The 20104-nt window shown below is 49.0% G+C and carries 20 protein-coding genes; 13 read left to right on the forward strand and 7 right to left on the reverse strand.

The features are described 5' to 3' along the window. Positions 1–212, forward strand: a 212-nt coding sequence (locus AC1DWB_RS24425; protein ID WP_477543701.1) for an MMPL family transporter, incomplete at its 5' end; no start/stop codon positions are given. A gap of 90 nt (positions 213–302) precedes the next feature. On the opposite strand, the gene AC1DWB_RS24430 is transcribed toward AC1DWB_RS24425, so the two are convergent. Then, a complete protein-coding gene (locus AC1DWB_RS24430; protein WP_477543702.1) occupies positions 303–1364 on the reverse strand; it encodes a Gfo/Idh/MocA family protein in 1062 nt (353 codons plus the stop codon). A 46-nt stretch (positions 1365–1410) separates the two neighbouring features. Further along, positions 1411–2985 carry an FAD-dependent oxidoreductase gene (locus AC1DWB_RS24435; protein ID WP_477543703.1) on the reverse strand — a complete coding sequence of 525 codons (1575 nt, stop codon included), beginning with the start codon at positions 2983–2985 and terminating at the stop codon, positions 1411–1413. Between the two features lie 295 nt (positions 2986–3280). Between AC1DWB_RS24435 and AC1DWB_RS24440 the strand changes: the two genes are divergently transcribed. Continuing rightward, the gene (locus tag AC1DWB_RS24440) at positions 3281–3820 is read left to right on the forward strand and encodes a L,D-transpeptidase family protein (protein ID WP_477543704.1); all 540 of its coding nucleotides are present in this window, start codon (positions 3281–3283) and stop codon (positions 3818–3820) included. A 27-nt stretch (positions 3821–3847) separates the two neighbouring features. Further along, complete coding sequence (locus AC1DWB_RS24445) at positions 3848–4333, forward strand: GNAT family N-acetyltransferase (RefSeq protein ID WP_477543705.1); 486 nt, start codon at positions 3848–3850, stop codon at positions 4331–4333. A gap of 76 nt (positions 4334–4409) precedes the next feature. Here AC1DWB_RS24445 and AC1DWB_RS24450 read toward each other — a convergent pair whose 3' ends face one another. Continuing rightward, a complete protein-coding gene (locus AC1DWB_RS24450; RefSeq protein ID WP_477543729.1) occupies positions 4410–5003 on the reverse strand; it encodes a YitT family protein in 594 nt (197 codons plus the stop codon). 144 nt (positions 5004–5147) lie between these two features. On the opposite strand from AC1DWB_RS24450, the gene AC1DWB_RS24455 reads away from it, so the two are divergent. Beyond that, positions 5148–5495 (forward strand): hypothetical protein, encoded by a 348-nt coding sequence (locus AC1DWB_RS24455; protein WP_477543706.1) that lies wholly within the window; start codon positions 5148–5150, stop codon positions 5493–5495. Positions 5496–5571: 76 nt separating this feature from the next. On the opposite strand, the gene AC1DWB_RS24460 is transcribed toward AC1DWB_RS24455, so the two are convergent. Continuing rightward, positions 5572–6549: a helix-turn-helix transcriptional regulator gene (locus AC1DWB_RS24460; RefSeq protein WP_477543707.1), complete on the reverse strand. Its 978-nt coding sequence runs from the start codon at positions 6547–6549 to the stop codon at positions 5572–5574. 128 nt (positions 6550–6677) lie between these two features. Here AC1DWB_RS24460 and AC1DWB_RS24465 point away from each other — a divergent pair, with 128 nt between their 5' ends. The 3 genes from AC1DWB_RS24465 (at position 6678) to AC1DWB_RS24475 (ending at position 11448) form a co-directional block, all read left to right on the forward strand. Continuing rightward, positions 6678–7559 (forward strand): SDR family oxidoreductase, encoded by an 882-nt coding sequence (locus AC1DWB_RS24465; protein ID WP_477543708.1) that lies wholly within the window; start codon positions 6678–6680, stop codon positions 7557–7559. Positions 7560–8247: 688 nt separating this feature from the next. Continuing rightward, the gene (locus tag AC1DWB_RS24470; protein ID WP_477543709.1) at positions 8248–10020 is read left to right on the forward strand and encodes a DEAD/DEAH box helicase; all 1773 of its coding nucleotides are present in this window, start codon (positions 8248–8250) and stop codon (positions 10018–10020) included. A 6-nt stretch (positions 10021–10026) separates the two neighbouring features. After that, positions 10027–11448 (forward strand): serine hydrolase domain-containing protein, encoded by a 1422-nt coding sequence (locus AC1DWB_RS24475; RefSeq protein WP_477543710.1) that lies wholly within the window; start codon positions 10027–10029, stop codon positions 11446–11448. On the opposite strand, the gene AC1DWB_RS24480 is transcribed toward AC1DWB_RS24475, so the two are convergent. Beyond that, positions 11438–13174 carry a SulP family inorganic anion transporter gene (locus AC1DWB_RS24480; RefSeq protein ID WP_477543711.1) on the reverse strand — a complete coding sequence of 579 codons (1737 nt, stop codon included), beginning with the start codon at positions 13172–13174 and terminating at the stop codon, positions 11438–11440. The genes AC1DWB_RS24475 and AC1DWB_RS24480 overlap by 11 nt on opposite strands. 175 nt (positions 13175–13349) lie before the next feature. Next, positions 13350–13685: an ArsR/SmtB family transcription factor gene (locus AC1DWB_RS24485; RefSeq protein ID WP_477543712.1), complete on the reverse strand. Its 336-nt coding sequence runs from the start codon at positions 13683–13685 to the stop codon at positions 13350–13352. Positions 13686–13850: 165 nt separating this feature from the next. Between AC1DWB_RS24485 and AC1DWB_RS24490 the strand changes: the two genes are divergently transcribed. Further along, a complete protein-coding gene (locus tag AC1DWB_RS24490) occupies positions 13851–14480 on the forward strand; it encodes a hypothetical protein (protein ID WP_477543713.1) in 630 nt (209 codons plus the stop codon). Here AC1DWB_RS24490 and AC1DWB_RS24495 read toward each other — a convergent pair. Beyond that, the gene (locus tag AC1DWB_RS24495) at positions 14459–15145 is read right to left on the reverse strand and encodes a FadR/GntR family transcriptional regulator (RefSeq protein WP_477543714.1); all 687 of its coding nucleotides are present in this window, start codon (positions 15143–15145) and stop codon (positions 14459–14461) included. The genes AC1DWB_RS24490 and AC1DWB_RS24495 overlap by 22 nt on opposite strands. Positions 15146–15308: 163 nt before the next feature. On the opposite strand from AC1DWB_RS24495, the gene AC1DWB_RS24500 reads away from it, so the two are divergent. The 5 genes from AC1DWB_RS24500 (at position 15309) to AC1DWB_RS24520 (ending at position 20093) form a co-directional block, all read left to right on the forward strand. Beyond that, positions 15309–15992 (forward strand): FadR/GntR family transcriptional regulator, encoded by a 684-nt coding sequence (locus tag AC1DWB_RS24500; RefSeq protein WP_477543715.1) that lies wholly within the window; start codon positions 15309–15311, stop codon positions 15990–15992. A gap of 67 nt (positions 15993–16059) precedes the next feature. Further along, positions 16060–17274, forward strand: a complete 1215-nt coding sequence (locus AC1DWB_RS24505; RefSeq protein ID WP_477543716.1) for a threonine synthase — start codon at positions 16060–16062, stop codon at positions 17272–17274. Between the two features lie 35 nt (positions 17275–17309). Then, entirely contained in the window at positions 17310–18323 is a 1014-nt protein-coding gene (locus AC1DWB_RS24510) for a Gfo/Idh/MocA family protein (RefSeq protein ID WP_477543717.1), read from the forward strand. After that, the gene (locus tag AC1DWB_RS24515; protein ID WP_477543718.1) at positions 18320–19057 is read left to right on the forward strand and encodes an MBL fold metallo-hydrolase; all 738 of its coding nucleotides are present in this window, start codon (positions 18320–18322) and stop codon (positions 19055–19057) included. Before AC1DWB_RS24510 ends, AC1DWB_RS24515 begins: the two co-directional genes overlap by 4 nt. 37 nt (positions 19058–19094) lie before the next feature. Continuing rightward, complete coding sequence (locus AC1DWB_RS24520) at positions 19095–20093, forward strand: succinylglutamate desuccinylase/aspartoacylase family protein (protein ID WP_477543719.1); 999 nt, start codon at positions 19095–19097, stop codon at positions 20091–20093. Positions 20094–20104: the final 11 nt, after the last annotated feature.

Here is a 20104-nt window from a genome sequence, read left to right on the forward strand (position 1 = left end):
GTATTATACTGGCCGCTACGTTCTGTGTACTCATCACTCAACCGTTGCAAGAATTATTCTTATTCGGCTTCTCGATGGCGCTAGGCATCTTGCTGGATACATTCCTCGTGAGAGGCGTCCTGCTTCCAGCGATCTTGACGATGATCGGCGATCGATCGCGGAGTCGTAAGGCAGGGAAGAGTACGGGGCAAGCTGCTCCATCGCTTAAGTAGACCAATTGGTCATCCTTATACATCAATCATCAAACCCCGTCCGGAAACCGGACGGGGTTTTGATGATCATATCCATCTGTTGCTAGAATATTAAAACTGAATTTCTTTGCCAAGCGCGGCAGATTCATAAATACCGCACAATATCTTCATCATCTCAACACCATCTTCAACAGGGCTAAGCGTTTCCTTACGACCTTGACATACGTCAATGAAGTGATTCACTTCATCTTGGAAACCAGCCACGAAGTCGAAGCTTAAGTTATTGATTTGAGGTGTGCTGTTCAGAATCGTATCGTACTTCTCAGTTACGAGTACGAGTTCCGGCTCCAACTCGGCTCCGCCCTTATCACCATACAGTTTCACCGACAGCTCGTCTTTCTTGGCATGCAAGGTGAAGCTAACGTCAACAAGGATGGAAGCGCCATTCTCGAAGCGAATCAAGGCGTTCGCCATATCTTCAACCGTATTCAACTCTGCGTTATAATCGGCTGCCTTGTAGTAGTTCAAATTTTGCACGTTCGAACGGTTGCCGAGTTTGTTGTATGTGTTACCGCTAATGGATTTCACCTTTGGCCGACCCATCAAGTACCAGCATATATCGATCACGTGTACACCAACGTCGATTAGCGGTCCGCCGCCGGAACGTTCCACGTCGGAGAACCAGCCGCCTGGATTACCGAGCTTACGGATACAGTTGGCCTTGGCATAGTAGATTTCGCCGAGATCACCGTTGTCCAGAAACTGCTTCACAATACGAGTGTTGGACGCATAGCGACGAACAAAGCCAACTTGCAGCACTTTGCCGCTTGCTTTAACCGCTTTTTCTACTTCGTACGCTTCGGCAACTGTTTTGCACAATGGTTTCTCGCAAAGTACATTCTTGCCTGCGTTGAGCGCAGCTATGCTGATCGGAGCATGCGAATTGTTCCAAGTGCAAATGCTAATAGCATCAACATCGGGATTCGCAAGCAACGTATGGTAATCCGTATACACATTAGGGATGCCGTATTTCTCGGCTTTGGCTTTGGCGCGTTCTTCGTTCAGATCACAGATCGCAATAAGCTCAACTTCTGGATTGTTCGCATATGATTTAAGATGACTTTCCGAGATCGATCCAGCGCCTACAACGCCAATACGCACTTTATTACTCATCGATTACACCTCATACATAAGATTAGGATTGCAATTGTCTGCACCATTATACAGCATGTACGGAAGGCCAAGCTAGTTCAATTCCTTCACTGATTAACAATTGTTGAAATTGTTTCAATTCGTCAGCGGAATTGCGCACGTCGCGCGGACGGAGGCCACGCTCCAGGCAGTACGCGGCAAGATAGCCCGCTGCTTCACCAATGTTCCATTCCACGGGATGGAGTCTATAACAGCCGTTCGTGATGTGAGTTACCCCTAAGTTTTTACAAGCAGGGAGCAGGTTGTTGACGCGCACCGGAATCAAGCTTCCGAGTGGAATCTGGAACGGTACGGAAGAGATGTCAATGTAGTGACGATCGGCCGTACTAGGGTGCAGGTCAATGCGATAACAACCAATACCTACAGAATCGAAGAACGATTCTGCCTTGCCGTCTGGACGGCAATCGGCCGCTACGTGCTGCTCCACTACTGTGAATTCAGCCTTGATCCGACGAGATTCGCGAATGTACGGATACTGGGCAAGTCCATCCTCCGTGCCAACGATATCTTTGCGTAAGCGCAGACCAGGGTAACCTTTCCCGCCATCTGGACGAGGTGCTTCCGTCTGTAACCAATACAAGAGGGAGAAGCTGAGCTGACGGGCATCTTCCAGATTGTTCTGGCGTTCTTCCTCGCTCACATCAATAATGGAGCCGAGCCAGTAGTCGTTCTGCGGCCAGTTCACGAGCGTCACATTGCTATCGAATGTGCCTTCCACGAAATGGTTCTTATCTACAATTTGCCGATAATAGAATAGGGAGTAGCGGTCCGTTCCCGGGAACAGCTCATACTTGACGTGTTCAAGTGTATGTGGACGTACACCGCTCCAGCTAAGCAGCTTGTCCGGCCAGAAGCTGGCCTTATATTCACGCCAGAAGTCGTAACGAGCCGGCTTCTCGATGGTATGGTCTTCACCTTCGATATAATCCATAGCGAAGCAATAGGTGATGCCCTGCATGTCCATGGGATTGGCATCGCCGTCTAGTGCATGCGGCTCGCCGGTTTGCGCCTTGGACTCAGCACCCGTCACATATTCGACACCGGCCAAAGGCAATACATCGCCACACTCGGTAGCATCGATGAAGTAAGGAGCGGTCAGCTCGATAACTTCGCCCGTGTTAAGATTGCGCACAGAAGCAGACGTGACTTCGTCACCAACCGATTGAGCATCTACCAAGACGTGTCGGGTCAGAATGGTCAGTTGTCCGTTATGGATGAAAGGGGCAAGCATTTGTTGAATGACAGCTAGTGCCGTACGCGGTTCATGACACAACCGGCTCACGCCGCCGCCACCCGGATTAAGTTTCACATTCGCTCTAGCTTCAGGGGTAAGAGGGAAGTGGTCGCGGTAATAATCGCGAACACCCTCGCGGAACTGTCGGTAGCTGCGGGTTGAGCCGAATTGCTCGATCCATTGGTGTTCATCTGGAGGTACGGCTTGACTCGTCAATTGGCCACCGATCCAGTCGGTTTCCTCGGTCATGATGATGGATTTGCCACGCTTGGCAGCTGCAAGTGCGGCTGCACAGCCGCCGGTACCACCGCCGATGATGACTACGTCGGCTTGTCTGTTTCTATTCATGAGTGTTTCCCTCCGCTTTCATTAATGGGGTTAGCTATGCAGTGACATAGATACATCAATTGTAGCTACAGCCAGATAGCAATGTTAGGGATAACGATGACTTCTTTTGGTACTCTAATGCTTATTGCCTGGAACAGTCACATTCCAGTAAACGTTTCTTTTTGTATAATGGAACGAATCTCCGCTTTTGTCAATCATATTGGAGGTGATTTTTATTCCAGGGCTACAAGCGCAAGTGAGGCAACTTTTGGTTGTGGAAGCACCTACGTATAGTTCTCGTCAGGCTGTGTTAAGAATGGTAGAATATCAGCCATTGACGAACCGGTGGCTACCTGTAAACGAGACTTTAGCTGTGATCGGGAAGAATGGGATGACACGAGAGAAAAAGGAAGGCGATATGAAGACACCTATCGGCTTATTCCAGATGGGGACCGGTTTCGGCACACGCCCAGCACCAAGTCCCAGTTCATGGCCATATCGATTGGCGGGGCAAAATGATTATTGGGTGGACGATCCGTTATCGCCGGATTATAATCAGTGGGTATGCTATTCGGGTGATCCCCGAAGTCGGTGGCAGTCATTCGAACAATTGGCTATTCCGCCCTATACATATGCTGCGGTGATTCGGTACAATGACAGTCCTGTCGTTCCAGGCAAAGGAAGTGCGATCTTCTTTCATATCTGGAGTGGACCTGAATCGTATTCTGCTGGTTGTGTAACGGTCGCGGAAGAGGAAGTAGCGAAGGTGTTGAGGTGGATGGCACCTGAACAAATCCCTCTAATAGCGATTGGAACACCGACCGAGCTGCGGCAACTCGTACCGTATTTCAAATAATTAGACATCAAGGGAGGCAATACAATCATGCCAGATATGTTGGTCAAGCTATATGAATTACCTCAAGCAGCACCTGTACTGGATAAGTTAGCAACTGCAGGGATCGACATTCGACGCCCAATCGCACCAGAAAAGCACGTAGTCGTTCAATGGGTGCGTGAACATTTCAATGAAGGCTGGGCAAGTGAAACCGAAGTCGCCTTTACCAATCATCCGGTGTCTTGCTTCATCGCAATTGAGAAGGGCGAGATTGTCGGATTCGCTTGTTATGAAGCGACAACCAAAAATTATTTCGGCCCGACCGGTGTCGACGAAAGCATGCGCGGCAAAGGCGTGGGAACTGGTCTGCTCATCGCCTCCATGCACGGCTTGCGAGAGTTGGGTTATGGGTATGCCATTATCGGCGGCGCTGGTCCAGTCGAGTATTATAACAAGACAGTTGGCGCTACTCCGATTGAGAACTCGATTCCGGGCATTTACAAAGGCATGCTAAAAGGCAAAGCACAAAAGTAACTTATTACGACAGCAAGCGTCCTGCCCTATTCCGGCAGTGACGCTTTATTTGTTTTCATACATATAACGATTCAAATCATCTATAATGCCGAGCAGGTCTCCAAGTGCACAAGGCTGTCGCCATTCCACCAGCCGATATACTCATCGCAGACAGCAGAAATGTTTCTGCCGAGAATACGAACCCGCCTATGCCTATGATGATGGCGTCGAGTGCGAATAAGATGACTCCAATATTCATATGAGAGGTACGGCTGGAAACGAAATGAGCCAGCAGATCGGTACCACCAGTACTCAAATTATAACGCAGCATGATTCCGAAACCTGTACCAATAAACAGCCCTCCAATAATAGAGCTGACAGGAGGAGACAGCTCGAATATGTAAATGAAATGGTATTGGAACGGCTGAATCAAGTCGATGATTAGAGACGATATAAGAAGTCCCTGAAGACTGTTGTAAAATAACTTGCGGTATTGGAACCAGGATAAAGCAAATAAGGGAATGCTGCAAAGCATGCTCAATAGACCAACCTTAAGATCTGTTAAATAACTGAGCATCAACGCAATTCCGAGGATACCGCCGTCCAGCACTTGAAAAGGAACTAGGAAGAAGTCGATACCGATGGCGAGCAGAACACTGCCCAACACGATAGCCCCTATCTTCTGCAACATCAGCAATGCGATCATCTCCCTGTCCATTGGACATGTCTGATTGTATGATGGCATCGCGCCAATTATTCCCACTTGATCTCCGGGTATGAACTGGTAAGATGGCAACAGACACGACTTGTCGAACGAAGGAGAGAATAATACACAATGGAACCCTATCTGGAAGCGGGGGAAGCGATTGTCTTAGCGGACGGAATTCGCTACTTGGGGAGAAGCTATACGCTACGTGCTGCAATCAAGGAACAGTGGTTCATGAAAGCACAGCAAGACCAACCTTGGCGCATCGCCGTATACTGCGAAGTTCATCAATTCCGCCTCTATGTGAAAGTGAATGAAGAGTATTGCCTATGCCAGCCGATCCTGCATGAAGTGCTAGATCAAGCGCGAATACATAAAGAAATGCAACTATTCAGGCAACTTAAGGAACAGTGGAGAATGTTGAGATCGGGAAATAAACCGATGGATCATTTCCCAGGCAAGCGCAGCAATCGCTAAGAACCGTCAAATTATCACTAGTTTCGAACGAACTTGTTGTACATACTGTGGATTGTGCTACCTGCTGTCGAATGCACTAGCTATATAGCCCTAACACAGCTTGAGCTCGTTGGATGACTGCGTCCCGCAATTGTTCTGGATGAAGGACTCGTATGCATGAGCCTTGAGCTAATACGAATTCGCAAGCATAGGTCAATGTCTGGAAATCAACAACAACCGGAAGCCATCCGTTTGGATCGTCATAGGCTGGACCGGTTCGTTCGACCTGTAAATAGGTCGCTTGCTGAAGCTTATCGATACAGGATGATTCCACAAGTAGTTCCGCTTTATAAGAAGGTAAGTTTCGCTTCAGCTCTTGCTTGGATTGCTCCCAATAAGCGGCTAGATCGAAGTGTTCCGGTCGGATGGCCGGCTCGTCTGTAATGGATGCGCTCTGTACACGTGAAATCCGATACGACCGAATTTGCTCCTCTTCTGTCAAGGCGACCAAGTACCACACATGACCTTTGGCGACGAGGCCGAGTGGATGAACAACCCGTTCGGGCAGCGGATGTAGACGACTGTTATCACTCAACTTCTCATACGTGAATATGAGCTTCCGCTGCTCCCATACAGCAGTATGCACGATTTGCAAATAAGGAACTTGTTCGTCACGCTTATGCCAACCAGCACCGTCTACATGGAGTCGCTGCCTGGCATACTCGGCATTGTGCCGCATAGTGGGCGATAGTGCAACGGAAAGTTTCCTGTATGCCTCTTCTGAGGAGTGCTCCAAGCCCAGATCGGCAAGCAGGTGGGAGGGACTATTCAGGAACAAACTTCGGATCTCCGCCTGACTCAACCCATTCAACTTCATATGATAACCTTCCTGCAGCGACCAACCACCGCCTGTACCGCGTTCGGCATACACGGGAACACCCGAAGCGCTGAGCGCCTCCATATCCCGATGGATGGTCCGCTCTGATACTTCCAAGCGGTTAGCCAGCTCCTGTGCCGTCATCTTGCGATATACTTCCATAAGCATTAATAAGGATAACAATCGATCTGCACGCACGATTCCCGCTCCATTCGAATTGAATTATGTTCAGTGTACCATAGTAATATGACAATAGATGTCGTGTTTACCACTTATGCTGAATAGGGAAGGCAGGAACGACAACCATTCATTCAGGAGGCGTAAGTATGACGGCTAAATTGGCAGGAAAAGTCGCAGTCGTAGCAGGAGCTACGCGCGGTGCTGGGCGTGGGATTGCAACGATGTTAGGAGCAGAGGGAGCTACGGTCTATGTGACCGGGCGCAGTGTACGAGGTAATGTTGCCACAGAAGGCCGCACAGAAACGATCGAAGAAACGGCGGAGCTCGTCACTAGTTTGGGGGGAATTGGAATTCCGGTGCGGGTTGACCATACGGTGGAAGACGACGTTCGAGCCTTATTCGATCAAGTACGACGAGAGCAAAACGGACAGCTCGATGTTCTCGTCAATGATGTGTGGGGGGGCGACGCCTTAACGAATTGGGGACAACCATTCTGGGAGCATTCCTTGTCCAACGGTCTGTTGATGCAGAATCGGGCGGTTCAATCCCACATGATTACTAGCTATTACGGAGCGCCGCTTATGGTTGAACGTGGGCAGGGGCTTATTATCGAGATTACAGACGGTGACGACTACAACTATCGGGGGAATTTGTACTATAGCCTGGTCAAGATCTCCAATATTCATCTCGCCCAAGCGATGGCGGCCGATCTTCGCCCGCATAACGTAACCGCACTTGCTCTAACACCGGGCTTTCTGCGCTCTGAAGCGATGCTCGATCTTTTTGGAGTAACGGAGAGCAATTGGAGGGAAGGTGCTGCTAAGGACCCRCACTTCATCGCATCGGAGACGCCAATCTATGTCGGTAGAGCGGTTGCTGCGCTCGCTGCAGACCCCCATGTTGCGGAGAAATCAGGTCAAAGTCTTAGTACGTGGGGGTTGTCGGAGCACTACGATTATACCGATCAGGACGGAACCCGTCCTCATTGGGGCAACTACTATAAGAAACATGTGCTCGGGGAACAATAAGGGATTGTCGAAGATTGCAAACCAACCTGAAACTCTCCAATACCGAACAAAGGGCCAAGCAAAAAAGCAAGCGGGGCCGTTATCAGATAGACGTCCCATAAGCGAACGAGTTGATTGGAGGTAAATTGGATCATACGCATCTCCTTCCAACTGGCTTAAGTAAACGAAATATAATGATCAATCCAGCCAAACAGCGCGTTTATAGCAAGAAGAGGGACGGGCATGAAGTCAAACTTCATGTAAGCCGCATTACTGATCAGTAGTAAGATCCAATACACACTGAATACAATCCGGGTCTTGAGAGACGCGGATTTCAGCGATTTCCATTCGGCTAATCCGATTGCATAAACGCTTCTTGCGGCCCAACAATCACCATTTCATTCTGAGCCTCCTTACGGAACGGTGACTGTACTTCGTAATCGGGAATAAGCAAATAGTTGGTTGCTGGCTTTTCGTGTAGTATAGTGTGTACGTTTTGTTCGTGGAGCACTTTCTTGTCGATGATAGATTCGAAGTAAACGAGTGTGTAAACTATCCCGGAGCTTGTCATAATTCGTTGATACACAACATCCTCGCAATTCACGAGCCCGCTTCAAGCAAATAACGGTGCGAGAAGCTATACGAGGACAGAGTTTTAGGGTAGACTGTACTATTGGATGAAATTACATCCCATAAGAGGAGCCATGAAATGAATCGTACATTTAACGAATTAGGCATACACAGTGAACTAGTGGACGAGTTGCAACAAGAAGGCTTGTTTCAGCCAACTCCGGTACAGGAACGCGCTATCCCGATCGTATTGGCAGGTCACGATGTGATCGTACAAGCCCAGACAGGAACAGGCAAAACACTTGCCTTCGTCTTGCCCATTCTGCAGAAGATGGATCCAGATGCGCCATTTGTTCAGGCTCTTGTTGTTACACCGACGCGTGAACTCGCGATTCAAATAACGGGTGAGGTTAAGAAGTTGAAGGATGCTGTAGGTGCTACTGTTCTGGCCGCTTATGGTGGGCAAGATGTTACGGCACAAATCTATAAGCTGAAGGATGCTCCGAACATCGTGATCGGTACTCCAGGACGTTTGTTGGATCATTTGCGAAGAGGGACGGTAAGATTCGACCGATTGACCATGTTAGTGCTGGATGAAGCGGATCAGATGTTGCATATGGGCTTCCTGACAGAGGTAGAAGAGATCCTTTCACATACGCCGTCTGACCGCCAGACGATGTTGTTCTCGGCCACGATGCCAGATAACGTTAGACGGTTAGCCTCCCGTTACATGAATCGTCCTGAAGACATTCGGGTACAAGGAAAACGAATTACGGTGGAAGGCATTCGTCAGGTAGTCATCGAGACGTCTGATCGGGACAAGCAGCAAACGTTGCTAACGATGATCGAGCAGCATCGGCCTTATCTGGCAGTCGTATTCTGCCGTACAAAGATCCGTGCGAAGAAGCTAACGGAAGCGTTGCAAGCTCATGGTGTGAATGCGGATGAACTGCACGGCGACTTGTCGCAAGCGAAGCGCGAGCAGGTGATGAAGCGGTTCCGGGATGCGAAGCTGCAAATTCTGGTCGCCACGGATGTAGCTGCGCGCGGGCTCGACGTAGAAGGGGTTACGCATGTGTTCAATTATGATATCCCTCACGATGCCGAGAGTTATATTCATCGAATAGGTCGGACCGCACGGGCAGGTCAGAAAGGAACGGCATTCACCTTCGCGGCTCCGCGCGACAGCGCGTTTCTCGACGATATTGAACGCGAGATCGGCGGCAAGCTGGAGCGGCGGCGGACAGAGGGGCGAGGTGAGCACGACGGCGAGGCGCGACACGAGCGATCGAGAGACGCAGCGAAGAGCGCAATGAGGAACGCAGCTGAAGCGCGAGGGGCGGCGCGAGGCGAGAGTGGCCGCGGAGCGCAGAGAACCGGAGCGAGAGGCAAGGCGCAGGTGCGGGGTGAGGGCGTGCGCGGAACGCAGAGAAGCGTTGCGAGAGGCGCAGCGTCGACGAGGGCCGAAGGTGGGCGAGTAGAGCAGAGAGGCACAGCGCCAGCGTGGGGCGAAAACGGTCGCGGAGCGCAGAGAACCGGAGCGAGAGGCAAGGCGCAAATGCGGGGTGAGAGCGGTCGCGAAGCAGCGACAGGAGCAGCGCCAGCATGGAGCGAGAGCATTCGCGGAGCACAGAGAAGCGCAGCACCAGCGCGAGGCGAGAGCGGGCGTGGTGTGCAGAGAAGCGCAACGCCAGCGCGGGGTGAGGGCGGACGTGGAGCGCAGAGAAGTGCAGCGCCTGCGAGAGGCGAAAGCGGTCGCGGAGCACCAGCGAGCGGTCGCGCAGCGCAGCCGAATAGCGGCCAACAGCAGCGGGCAAGGAGCAATCGCGAGAAGGATGGGGGAGAGTGGTTCAACAACCAGCGTGAAGCCGGTAAACCACGTCGTAATGGACCATCCAAGAGAGGGAGGTAAGGCAGTGTGCTGAGACTGACCTCACAAGCAATAGCGCATTTGCTCGACGAGATCGAGCAAGCACAGTTGAATATCAACAGTATGGTGCTGCTTCAGGACGGGGCTGTGGCGGCCCAGTTCTGGCGTAAGCCCTATCGCGAGGGAATCCCTCAATTGTTGTTTTCACTCAGTAAGAGCTTCACCTCAATCGCAGCCGGCATCGCTTCTGACAACGGATACTTCGATTTGCAGGACAAAGTCATTTCTTTTTTCCCAGACAAGCTGCCGAAGTCCGTTTCCGCAAACTTGGCCCAAATGAGCATCCATCATCTACTCTCGATGAACACAGGTCATCACGATAACATATATGGCAAGGTGGCGAGTCAAACCGATTGGGTTCAAGCTTTCCTGGCCCAAGACGTTCAGGGAGAGCCTGGAAGCTGCTATCGGTACAGCACGCATGCTACATATATGGTGGCTGCGATCATCGAGAAAGTGACAGGCGAGAACCTAGTTGATTTCTTAATGCCGCGATTGTTCACACCATTGGGAATACCGCGTCCTACTTGGGAAACGTGTCCGTTGGGGATTACAGCTGGAGGGATGGGGCTGAGCATCTCGACCGAGGGGATTGCAGCATTCGGACAGATGTTAGCCGATCAGGGCGTATACAAGGGCCGAACAATCGTCTCGGAAGCTTATATCCGACAGGCAACAACCGAACAGAGCGACAATCGGCTGGAAGCCGATCCGGATAAGATCGATTCGGCGCAAGGATACGGCTATCAACTGTTCCTATGCAGGCGAGGCTGTTATATGGGGAATGGTGCGTTCGGACAATTGTGTTTTGTCGCGCCGGAACACCGATTAGTAATCGCAGCCACATCAAGCATGTCAACAATGAAGCAGCTTCAACGCTTCCTCGACTTGGTGTACAAGCATGTGTTAGACCCCGTGCAAGGGGGGCATTCCAACCAGATGACAGAAGAGGGACAACAATTACAACGACGTTTGGCTGAGATGACCTATCGGTTGCCATTGCCGCAACCTGTCCCCGCTTCCATTCCGGACATTAATCAGACCAGCTATGTGCTGGATAACAATCCACAACAGCTGAGCACAATTGGATTCACTACGAGCGTAACTCAGATACAGTTGCAGATGACACAATCAGGTCAGACACACAACCTTACATTTGATTACACGACAGCAACAATGGTGCAGCATATCTTTATTAAAGATTTAGCACATCACGAGCAGCAAGCCGTTACTTACGCGGTTTGGCGCGATGCGATAACGTTAGAATTGACATTATACTATATCGAAACCCCGTACGTGGTTACATATACGATTTCGTTCTTCGGATCGACTATTAAACTTCATTTTCATATCAATGTCTCGTTCATGCTGGAACCCTATACAGTGTCTGGTAGTAAGGTTACAGACTAGCAGTCGAGGACCGGGACTCCACTTTTGATAATGCGGTACATTCACGGAAAGCGAAATGGTTACAACCCTGACATACATTGAGATCGAGTTGGTTAAGAGCGAAATTAATCGCCTCACCCGTATGCCCGTAGAAATGCTCTGCTCCAATCAGCGTATATAAACCTGTTTTCTTGATTATTTCTAAAGGCTGTGGTTGGATTCCCGATATAAGAACCATTCCCCCGGACTTCACGAAGTGTTTTACCAATTTAGCCAGAATAGACTCGCCAGTTGTATCCATAAAGGGAACTTTTCCCATGCGCAGCAGTAACACTTTAGGCCTTAGCTGAGTCGTATCCAAGATGGATTTCTCAAACCTATTCGCCGCACCGAAAAAGAGGGGGCCCTCAATGGTGTATATACTGATCTGAGGACAATCATGGCCTTCGGTCACCATGTGTGCCTTCACTTTTTCATGTTTAGCAGTTGGATCGGGTAGTACTTTCGCTACCGTAAACCCGTCGCTAATTCGTTTCACAAACAAAATCACGGCCAAGATAAGTCCAATTTCAACTGCAGTAGTTAGATTGAAAAATACGGTAAGTAAAAATGTAAGGAGGAGTACAACGGAATCGCTCGTTTTGCTCTTCAGGATGTGTAAAAATTCTTTTCGTTCACTCATATTCCAAGCTACGAGCATCAGGATAGGAGCCATACTTGCAAGCGGGATCTCTGACGCATAGGGAGCAAACAAAATGAGCACAAACAAAACAACAATACCATGTATAATTCCGGACAAAGGTGAGAAGGCACCATTTTTGATGTTGGTTGCTGTCCTTGCAATGGCCCCAGTAGCCGGAATACCACCGAAGAGAGGTGTCACCATATTGGCGATGCCTTGACCAATCAGTTCACGATTGCTGTTATGACGACTCCCGGTCATGCCATCGGCAACAACAGCCGATAACAAGGATTCTATACTGCCCAACATGGCAATTAGAAAAGCAGGGCCAATTAATGTATTTATGCGCTCCCAAGTTATTTCCGGAATATGAAAATGGGGCAATGTACTTGGTATGGCTCCATAAGACGATCCAATCGTTGCTACGTCTCCACTAAAGAACACAGCCGCAACCACACTTGATATTATAAGCCCTACTAAGGAACCCGGTACCTTTGGTAGTACTCTCGGCGTAAGGAGGATAACAGCCAAACAAACCCCAGCAGTAAGGATATTATAGATATTCGTGGTTGACAGATGCATCACAATTTCCTTCATATTGGGCAGAAAATTTTCATGTCTCTCAATAGCGGTTAGACCCAAAAAGCTGGCAATTTGACCGCTAAAGATAATGACGGCGATTCCAGTGGTAAATCCAATGGTTACAGGACGAGGGATAAACCTGATCAACACACCAAGTTTAAATACCCCCATTAGAACTAGAATGATTCCAGCCAGAAATCCAGCAATTAATAAATTCTCGTAGCCATACTGAAAGACGATGGCGAAGAGGATCGGAATAAATGCGCCTGTTGGACCTCCAATCTGAAATTTTGAGCCTCCAAAAAATGAAACTAAAATACCAGCAACGATGGTTGTATAAATTCCATATTCGGGCTTGACTCCAACGGCAATAGCAAACGCCATTCCTAAGGGAATGGCGATAATACCAACTATTAGGCCTGAAATGAGATCTTTTCGAAATGCGGCTGCATGGTATCCATCGAATCTTCCCGTCCATTTCATCTCTATTACCTTCTTTTTTTCATATATTTGATTATTTGAATATATATGAAATGCTACTCCTGCGAACTTTCAATGTCAACCGCTAAAATTCAAGATGTTCCCCCAAATTGCATAAAACAAAATAAAAAAACAGGGTGATCCTTGGTCTTGCTCACGGATGCCCTTGTTTTAGCATTTATGACTCATTTCGGATGACCTCAAGCAGGGAAATGGCATCAACGAGATGATTATCAAATATTTGCTTCGTAACAGCCAACAATTCTTTAATCAACGGATCTCGTAATGAATAAATGACAGATGTTCCTTCTTTGATGCCGATAACTACATTTTTATTTCGTAATACCGACAATTGCTGAGAAACTGCCGAACCTTCGGAGCCCAAAATACTTTGTAGTTCATTTACGTTTTTATCTCCTTCACTTAAAACTTCAAGTATTCGAATTCTCATCGGATGAGCCAAAGCTTTATAAAAATCGGCTTTGAACTGTTGAATATTTGGGTTTTGATTCATCGCGTATACTCCTCGTATTGTCGTTTTCAAAACAGGAATCATATATAGAGGTACCACTAGAGCAAAGATTGTTATCTGGACGTAACTAAAGTATAATACCCAGTACATTCAAATTTTTGAATATTTGATTATATATACAATTTAGTGATAAGGAGTCGATGGCGAATGCCAGACTTTATAGCTACTGATCAATCCGACCCCAATTCACGTTCCTTTGACGAATCGGATTTGCAAATAAAAGAAATGAGCAGGCATTCCGTCATCAAGATTGGCGTTAATGCGCTGTATGATATCGGATCGGATTACATTTGTAAGATATGTATCTCCAATGGAGGCTCCTGCTGTAATGGTTGCCGGTACCTTGCCAATGGAATTGGATGTCAACAACGTAATACAAGTTGTACAGCTTGGCTATGCGGGTTTCTAAAGTACTTGTTGTATGAAACAGGACTCTTAAAGGAATGGAAAGATTTTTGGAGTCAAGTACCTGGACAAGATTATCGTGAGGATTTCACTCCAGCGTATTTTTTCGTAAATAAGTCATTATACCTTAAGGATATTCGGAATCTTAGTGAAGCGCTGGCTGCTGATCTGCAAGAGTTAGCGCAAACACACATTGAGATCGGATTTATCCTAACACTTCGGGAAAACATAGATGAAAATATTAATCGTTTGGATCATTGTGAGCATGATCCCAAAAAGCAAATCAAAATAATAAGGAACATTAAAATATTAACAAGACCTTTTCATCGGTTCCAAATCATGCTGCGTGATTATCGGAATGACTGCGAATGAATCGGTAGGTCCAGATGTTGTCTTAGAATTGCCTTGGCCTTGTCGGCATCCGCTAACTTCAATGCTTGCATGAACTGCTCATAAAATTGTGAGAGTTGCACTGGGTCTAATGCAAGCCTAACTGCTCCGGCAGCTTGACGAATGAACAACTCAGCCAGCTGGGACAAGGAATCATTGTGCAAGGCGCGTATGAGAGTGAGATGGAATTGGACATCCGCTTCTACTACGGCGACATCGACAGTACCTCGAATCACACTTACGGCTTGCGAAGATAGCTGCTTCAACTCCTCGAACGGCAACTCCACCTTGCGCAGCAACAGCTCATCAATCGAGGAGGCTTCCAACATATAGCGTATATGCAACAGCTCCTGACTGTTCGAAGCACTGCGGTTCGCCGCGAACGCCATTTGCTCGAGCAGGGGATTTAAGCTATGTGAGGAGATAAAGGCGCCTTCACCATGGCGCAGCTCCAGAATCCCGGAGCTCTCCAGGGAACGCAACGCTTCTCGCAGGATCGCCCGACTAACCTTCATATCCTGTGACAACTTCCGTTCGGCTGGCAGCTTTTCACCCGGTTGAATGTTATAATCAACAATATATTGTTTCAAGTTATCGACTACCAGTTTGCTGAGGGTGTATCGTTCTGCTTTCTCAATCGGTTTCATTAGATTCACAAGCTCCTATTATAACAACATTGGTCTGACCATCAAATCGTATTCCATTCCATGTCCAAAGTCAATAAATTAACGTTGACAAGGATTGTTGAAACATCCTATAGTTAAGAATAAGCGTATTATGGTCATACCAGCGCGTAGAGGGAGTTTAGTTATGGAAATACCGGAAAAAGTAAATTTATCTTCTGTTGTGAGCGAACGAATCCGAGGCTACATTCTCGAACATAACCTGAAGGCGGGTGACAAGCTGCCATCCGAGAAACAATTGATCGATTCGTTGGGGGTTAGTCGGACGGTCGTACGTGAGGCGTTGAAGTCGCTTGAGATGATCGGCATGATCCGTATCAAGACCGGTGATGGCATCTATGTAGACAGTCTGTCACTTAAGCCGATGCTCGACCAAGTTTCTTTCCGTTGGAAGAAGGACCCACAGAAAATGCGTGAGCTGTTCGCAACACGTAGCGTTCTGGAGTTAGGGGCCGTTGAGATGGCTATTGCGAATTACGATCTGGAATTGATCGAACAGATGGAAGTGTGGAATCGTGAGATGGACATCGCGATCCAACAAGGTCAGGTTCCGGTTGAGCAAGATTTGCAATTTCATCGGGCGTTATTCAAGGCAACTGGCAATGAGACGTTTTATGAGCTTAGCGAAATATTAACTGACTTCTTCACTAGCATAAGAGAACAGCATTTCGGCAAGCCGGAGGATCGGAAGCAGTCGCTCCAAGAACATCAACTCATCGTACAGTTCATTCGGGAGAAGGATGTACAGCAAGCAAGAAGAGAAATGGAATTGCATTTGAATCCAATTAAACAATATTTAAGCAAGCGATGAATAGGGAGAAGAGCACAATTTCTCTTGTTCATTATGGTCAGACCATACTATACATGGGGAGGGTGAAATGATGGATGCACAATGCAGTTTGTGTGAGAAAATAGTAGCGAATGTAGCGGAAAACGGCCATTATAGTTGTCCTTCATGCGGCGGCAGCTTGATGCTTCTGTACGATGTGAAGTCGGGTCCAATTAAAGATGAGTCGCAGCAAGGAATGTGGAAGTATAGTCGCTTACTCCCGCCGATAGAGGATTCACACAAGCTCTATCTTGGGGAGGGTTCTACACCGCTGGTCAAGAGCCGTAGAATTGCACAGAAGCTCAATATCGGAGAGCTGTACTTCAAGTTGGAGGGTGGTAATCCTACTGGTTCATACAAAGACCGTATTGCTGCGATCGGAGTGTCCTGGGCGCTAGCCAACGGACGAAAGGCATGCATTGGGACCACTTCTGGTAATGCAGGTGCAGCGGTAGCTGCCTATGCTGCCGTTGCCGGTATCCCCTATCATCTCTTCGTGCTGGAGCATATGGCGGAGGCCAAGCTCGCTCAAGTGTTGGCCCACAATGCCTTGGTACGTAAGGTAAAAGGGTTCGGCACATATCCGGAGGTCGGGGACCGCGTATTCAGACGCATCTTCGAAGCGGCTAAGGAGCATGACTGGGAAGTGACGGTAACCGCGTTTCAGTACAACCCGTATGCGATGGAAGGTGTAAAGACGATCTCGTTCGAGCTTGCTGAGCAGCTTGCTGAGCTTCCGACGAGTATATATGCTCCTGCAGGTGGCGCTGGATTGTATGTAGGTACCTGGAAAGGTTTTCATGAACTCTATGAGCTCGGTGCTATTAAGAGCAAACCGCAAATCGTCGCCGTCCAATCGGAAGGATGCTCGAATATTGTCAGAGCTTACCGCAATGGAGACCGACTTCCAGCACCAGGAGCCTCAACATCGCAAATATCCGGACTGCAAGTACCAAACCCGCCTGATGGAACAACCGCATTGGCTATTATGGCTAGGGGAGACGGTTCAGCTATATCGGTGGAAGATCCGGAAATATGGCAGGCTCAGGCCATGCTGGCAGAAGAAGAAGGAATATTCTGCGAACCTGCTGCTGCTGCATCATTGGCTGGCCTCATCCGGGCAAGCCGGGAGCAGGGCGGGTTACCTCACGAGCGAGCTGTCTGCATCATTAGCGGCGTTGGCTTCAAGGACGGCAAGCGGCTCATGGATATGGTCTCACACAAAGTAGTTCCCATGCTGGATGCAGATGAATTGGACGTCTAATTTTACGATACTCGAATGAGGAGAGGGTGTTAGTAATGAGTACTGTACGCATAGGAATCATTGGTCTAGGCAGATTCGCACTCGCGCATGCCCGTATATGGGCACAACTCGATCATGTGGAGGTAGTCGCAATATGCGATCGCAACCCGGATACGTTCTCAGCGTTCCTGGCGTTGTTTCCCGGTGTTACCTGCTACACGGACTGGAAAGAGATGATCGACCTTGAGACATTGGACGCCGTCGATGTATTGACACCCGAGCATCTGCATGTCGATCCCGTACTATACGCCATGAAGGCTGGAGCACACGTATTCGTTGAGAAGCCGCTCGCTTCAACGCCGGAAGAGGCGGAGAAGCTGCTGCTCGCCTCGGAAGAGCATGGCAAAATACTTATGACTGGTCATGTATTGCGATTCGACGCTCGCTTCGCAGCAGCCAAGGAGCGTGTGAAGCAAGGGCAGACTGGGAAGATTCGGTCGATCTATGCCAAGCGCAACAATGGAAAGGCTTTCTTCTCGATCTACAATCGCATTTCACCCGTATTCATTCTTGGTATTCACGATATCGATATGATGCATTGGATCATGGAAGATGAAGTAGTTGAAGTGTATGCAAGACGCACTTCCTCAGGCCACACAACAGAAGATATGATCTGGTCGATGCTGACTTTCCGCAACGGAGGTGTCGGTATATTGGAGAACAATTGGTTGCTGCCGAGCGGAGCTTCAGCATTCATGGACGTGCGTATGGAAATCACGGGTGACGAAGGCAGCATCATCGTCAGAGATCCGGAAAATGGCTTGGACTGGATCGGAGGGGCGTCGACTGAAAGCTCCTCCTTCCTGAACGGATTTGAGGTGCATGGCAAGATAGGCGGACCGCTCGCGATGGAGCTGGAGCATTTTATCGACTGTGTGAGAACCGGTCAACATTCAACGATTCTGCGTCCGGCCGATGCTTGGAAGGCCGTACAGGTTGCCTCCGCGATATGCGAATCTGCTGCAACTGGGAAACCAGTTCGACTTCTCCCGTTAGGTAACGGTGAATGAAACTGACGGACCATGTGTACGTAATCGGCGGGGGGAGCCTCGGTTACGGGATCAGCAGTGACTACGATTGTAACGTGTATGCATTCGATAGCGGTGAGGAAGTTATCTTGATCGATGCAGGTTCCGGTATTGAACCCGAGCTGCTGTTGAAGAGACTGGACGAGGACGGAATTCCTCGAAATAAAGTGACCAAGCTGCTTCTGACACATGCACATGCCGATCACTCCGGTGGTTCTGCCTACTGGAAGGAGCATTTGAACGTGGCTGTTATCGCCCCGGAGAGGACAGCAGAGATGGTAGAGACCGGTGACGAAATCCGAACATCACTGGTAGAGGCGAGACGTAGTGGTACGTATCCTGCCTGGTATCGGCTGCAAGCGTGTCCGGTAAATAAGCAACTGAGAGTTGGCGATATCATCCATACGGGAGGCTTCACTTTGCAAGCCGTCCAAGCCCCGGGGCACAGCTTCGACATGTTCTGTTACTACTGCCCCGAACTGCAAGCATTGTTCGCCGCAGACGCGGTGTTCGCAGACGACGGCAAGCTGGCCGTTCTCCGTACACCAGATTTCTCAATGATCGACTATCGGTCGACTATCGCAACACTAGCTAATCTGGATGTCGAGCAATTGTTTCCAGGACATGGTGAGGCGCTCACTGTTAATGGGAGAGCACCTATTATAAAGGCACATCACAGATTTGAGTCGAACATACCGCCGCTCAGCATTGTATGAATCTAACGATTCACAATCGAAGGAGGAAACTTTCATCATGGTACAACATTTACAATTAGCTGACTTTGATCTTAAATCCGGCCCAAGAGGCACGAAACAAAGCTTCACATTGAAGACAGATATCGGACTCGAATCAATGCTGGAATTTCCGGTCCTGCGCATACATGGGGCGCGTGAAGGGAAGACATTGCTAATTCTCGCTAGTGTGCATGGCGATGAATTCGAAGGGGTAGAGACTGTTCTCAAGCTATATCGTGATCTTCAACCCGAACAGCTGGCTGGAACCGTGATCATGCTTCCGCTTGCGAATCCACTTGCCTTCGCAGGGGAAAGTCGCACCTCGCCAGAGGATGGGATCAATATGGCACGTGTGTTTCCAGGCAAATCCGATGGCTCTCCGACTGAGCGGATCGCCTACTATCTGCACAACCAATTCATTGCCGAAGCCGACTTTTTGCTCGATCTGCATAGTGGAGGCACACATTATTCAGTATCGACACTTGTCGGCTACTACGAGAACGAGCAGACCGAGATTGGACGTCGCAGCCGGGCTGCAGCCGAGATATTCGGCGCTGAGCTGCTCTGGGCGCATGCCGAGATTGCACCTGGACGCAGCGTCTCGTCGGCCTTAGCCCTGGGCGTACCATGGCTGTACACGGAAGCATGGGGCGGCAAGCGGATTCGCTGGGAAGATGGCGAGCTGTACTACCAGGGATCTATTCGTCTCATGCAACACTTGGGCATAATGGCTGTTGATCCTCAGACCGGCGATGCACAACCTCGAGCAATAACACGTATTTACGGAGATGGGAACTTCGATGGTTCGGAGACGGCCGGACATGACGGGTTTTTCATTTCAGAGGTTCAACTGGGGGAGCGTCTCTCGTCTGGTCAGCACATCGGCTCGATCTATTCGTTGAACGGTATAGAGCTTGATCAAGTTCGAGCATCAAGGGCTGGGACCATCGTCATGTTGAAGGGAACCCCGACGGTGCGTGCAGGCGACCCCTTGTACTTGATTGCCGAATTGGAGTAACATTCAAGGGA

The sequence above is a fragment of the Paenibacillus sp. P4_E11 genome (assembly GCF_056401635.1).

Bases quoted from the DNA above. Each gene is read 5' to 3' on its own strand.
- AC1DWB_RS24500 (WP_477543715.1), top strand. From the start codon at position 15,309: ATGGAAATACCGGAAAAAGTAAATTTATCTTCTGTTGTGAGCGAACGA.
- AC1DWB_RS24450 (WP_477543729.1), bottom strand. From the start codon at position 5,003: ATGTTGCAGAAGATAGGGGCTATCGTGTTGGGCAGTGTTCTGCTCGCC.
- AC1DWB_RS24485 (WP_477543712.1), bottom strand. From the start codon at position 13,685: ATGAATCAAAACCCAAATATTCAACAGTTCAAAGCCGATTTTTATAAA.
- AC1DWB_RS24435 (WP_477543703.1), bottom strand. From the start codon at position 2,985: ATGAATAGAAACAGACAAGCCGACGTAGTCATCATCGGCGGTGGTACC.
- AC1DWB_RS24455 (WP_477543706.1), top strand. From the start codon at position 5,148: ATGGAACCCTATCTGGAAGCGGGGGAAGCGATTGTCTTAGCGGACGGA.
- AC1DWB_RS24505 (WP_477543716.1), top strand. From the start codon at position 16,060: ATGATGGATGCACAATGCAGTTTGTGTGAGAAAATAGTAGCGAATGTA.
- AC1DWB_RS24480 (WP_477543711.1), bottom strand. From the start codon at position 13,174: ATGAAATGGACGGGAAGATTCGATGGATACCATGCAGCCGCATTTCGA.
- AC1DWB_RS24515 (WP_477543718.1), top strand. From the start codon at position 18,320: ATGAAACTGACGGACCATGTGTACGTAATCGGCGGGGGGAGCCTCGGT.
- AC1DWB_RS24520 (WP_477543719.1), top strand. From the start codon at position 19,095: ATGGTACAACATTTACAATTAGCTGACTTTGATCTTAAATCCGGCCCA.
- AC1DWB_RS24495 (WP_477543714.1), bottom strand. From the start codon at position 15,145: ATGAAACCGATTGAGAAAGCAGAACGATACACCCTCAGCAAACTGGTA.
- AC1DWB_RS24440 (WP_477543704.1), top strand. From the start codon at position 3,281: ATGGTAGAATATCAGCCATTGACGAACCGGTGGCTACCTGTAAACGAG.
- AC1DWB_RS24445 (WP_477543705.1), top strand. From the start codon at position 3,848: ATGCCAGATATGTTGGTCAAGCTATATGAATTACCTCAAGCAGCACCT.
- AC1DWB_RS24510 (WP_477543717.1), top strand. From the start codon at position 17,310: ATGAGTACTGTACGCATAGGAATCATTGGTCTAGGCAGATTCGCACTC.
- AC1DWB_RS24490 (WP_477543713.1), top strand. From the start codon at position 13,851: ATGCCAGACTTTATAGCTACTGATCAATCCGACCCCAATTCACGTTCC.
- AC1DWB_RS24470 (WP_477543709.1), top strand. From the start codon at position 8,248: ATGAATCGTACATTTAACGAATTAGGCATACACAGTGAACTAGTGGAC.
- AC1DWB_RS24430 (WP_477543702.1), bottom strand. From the start codon at position 1,364: ATGAGTAATAAAGTGCGTATTGGCGTTGTAGGCGCTGGATCGATCTCG.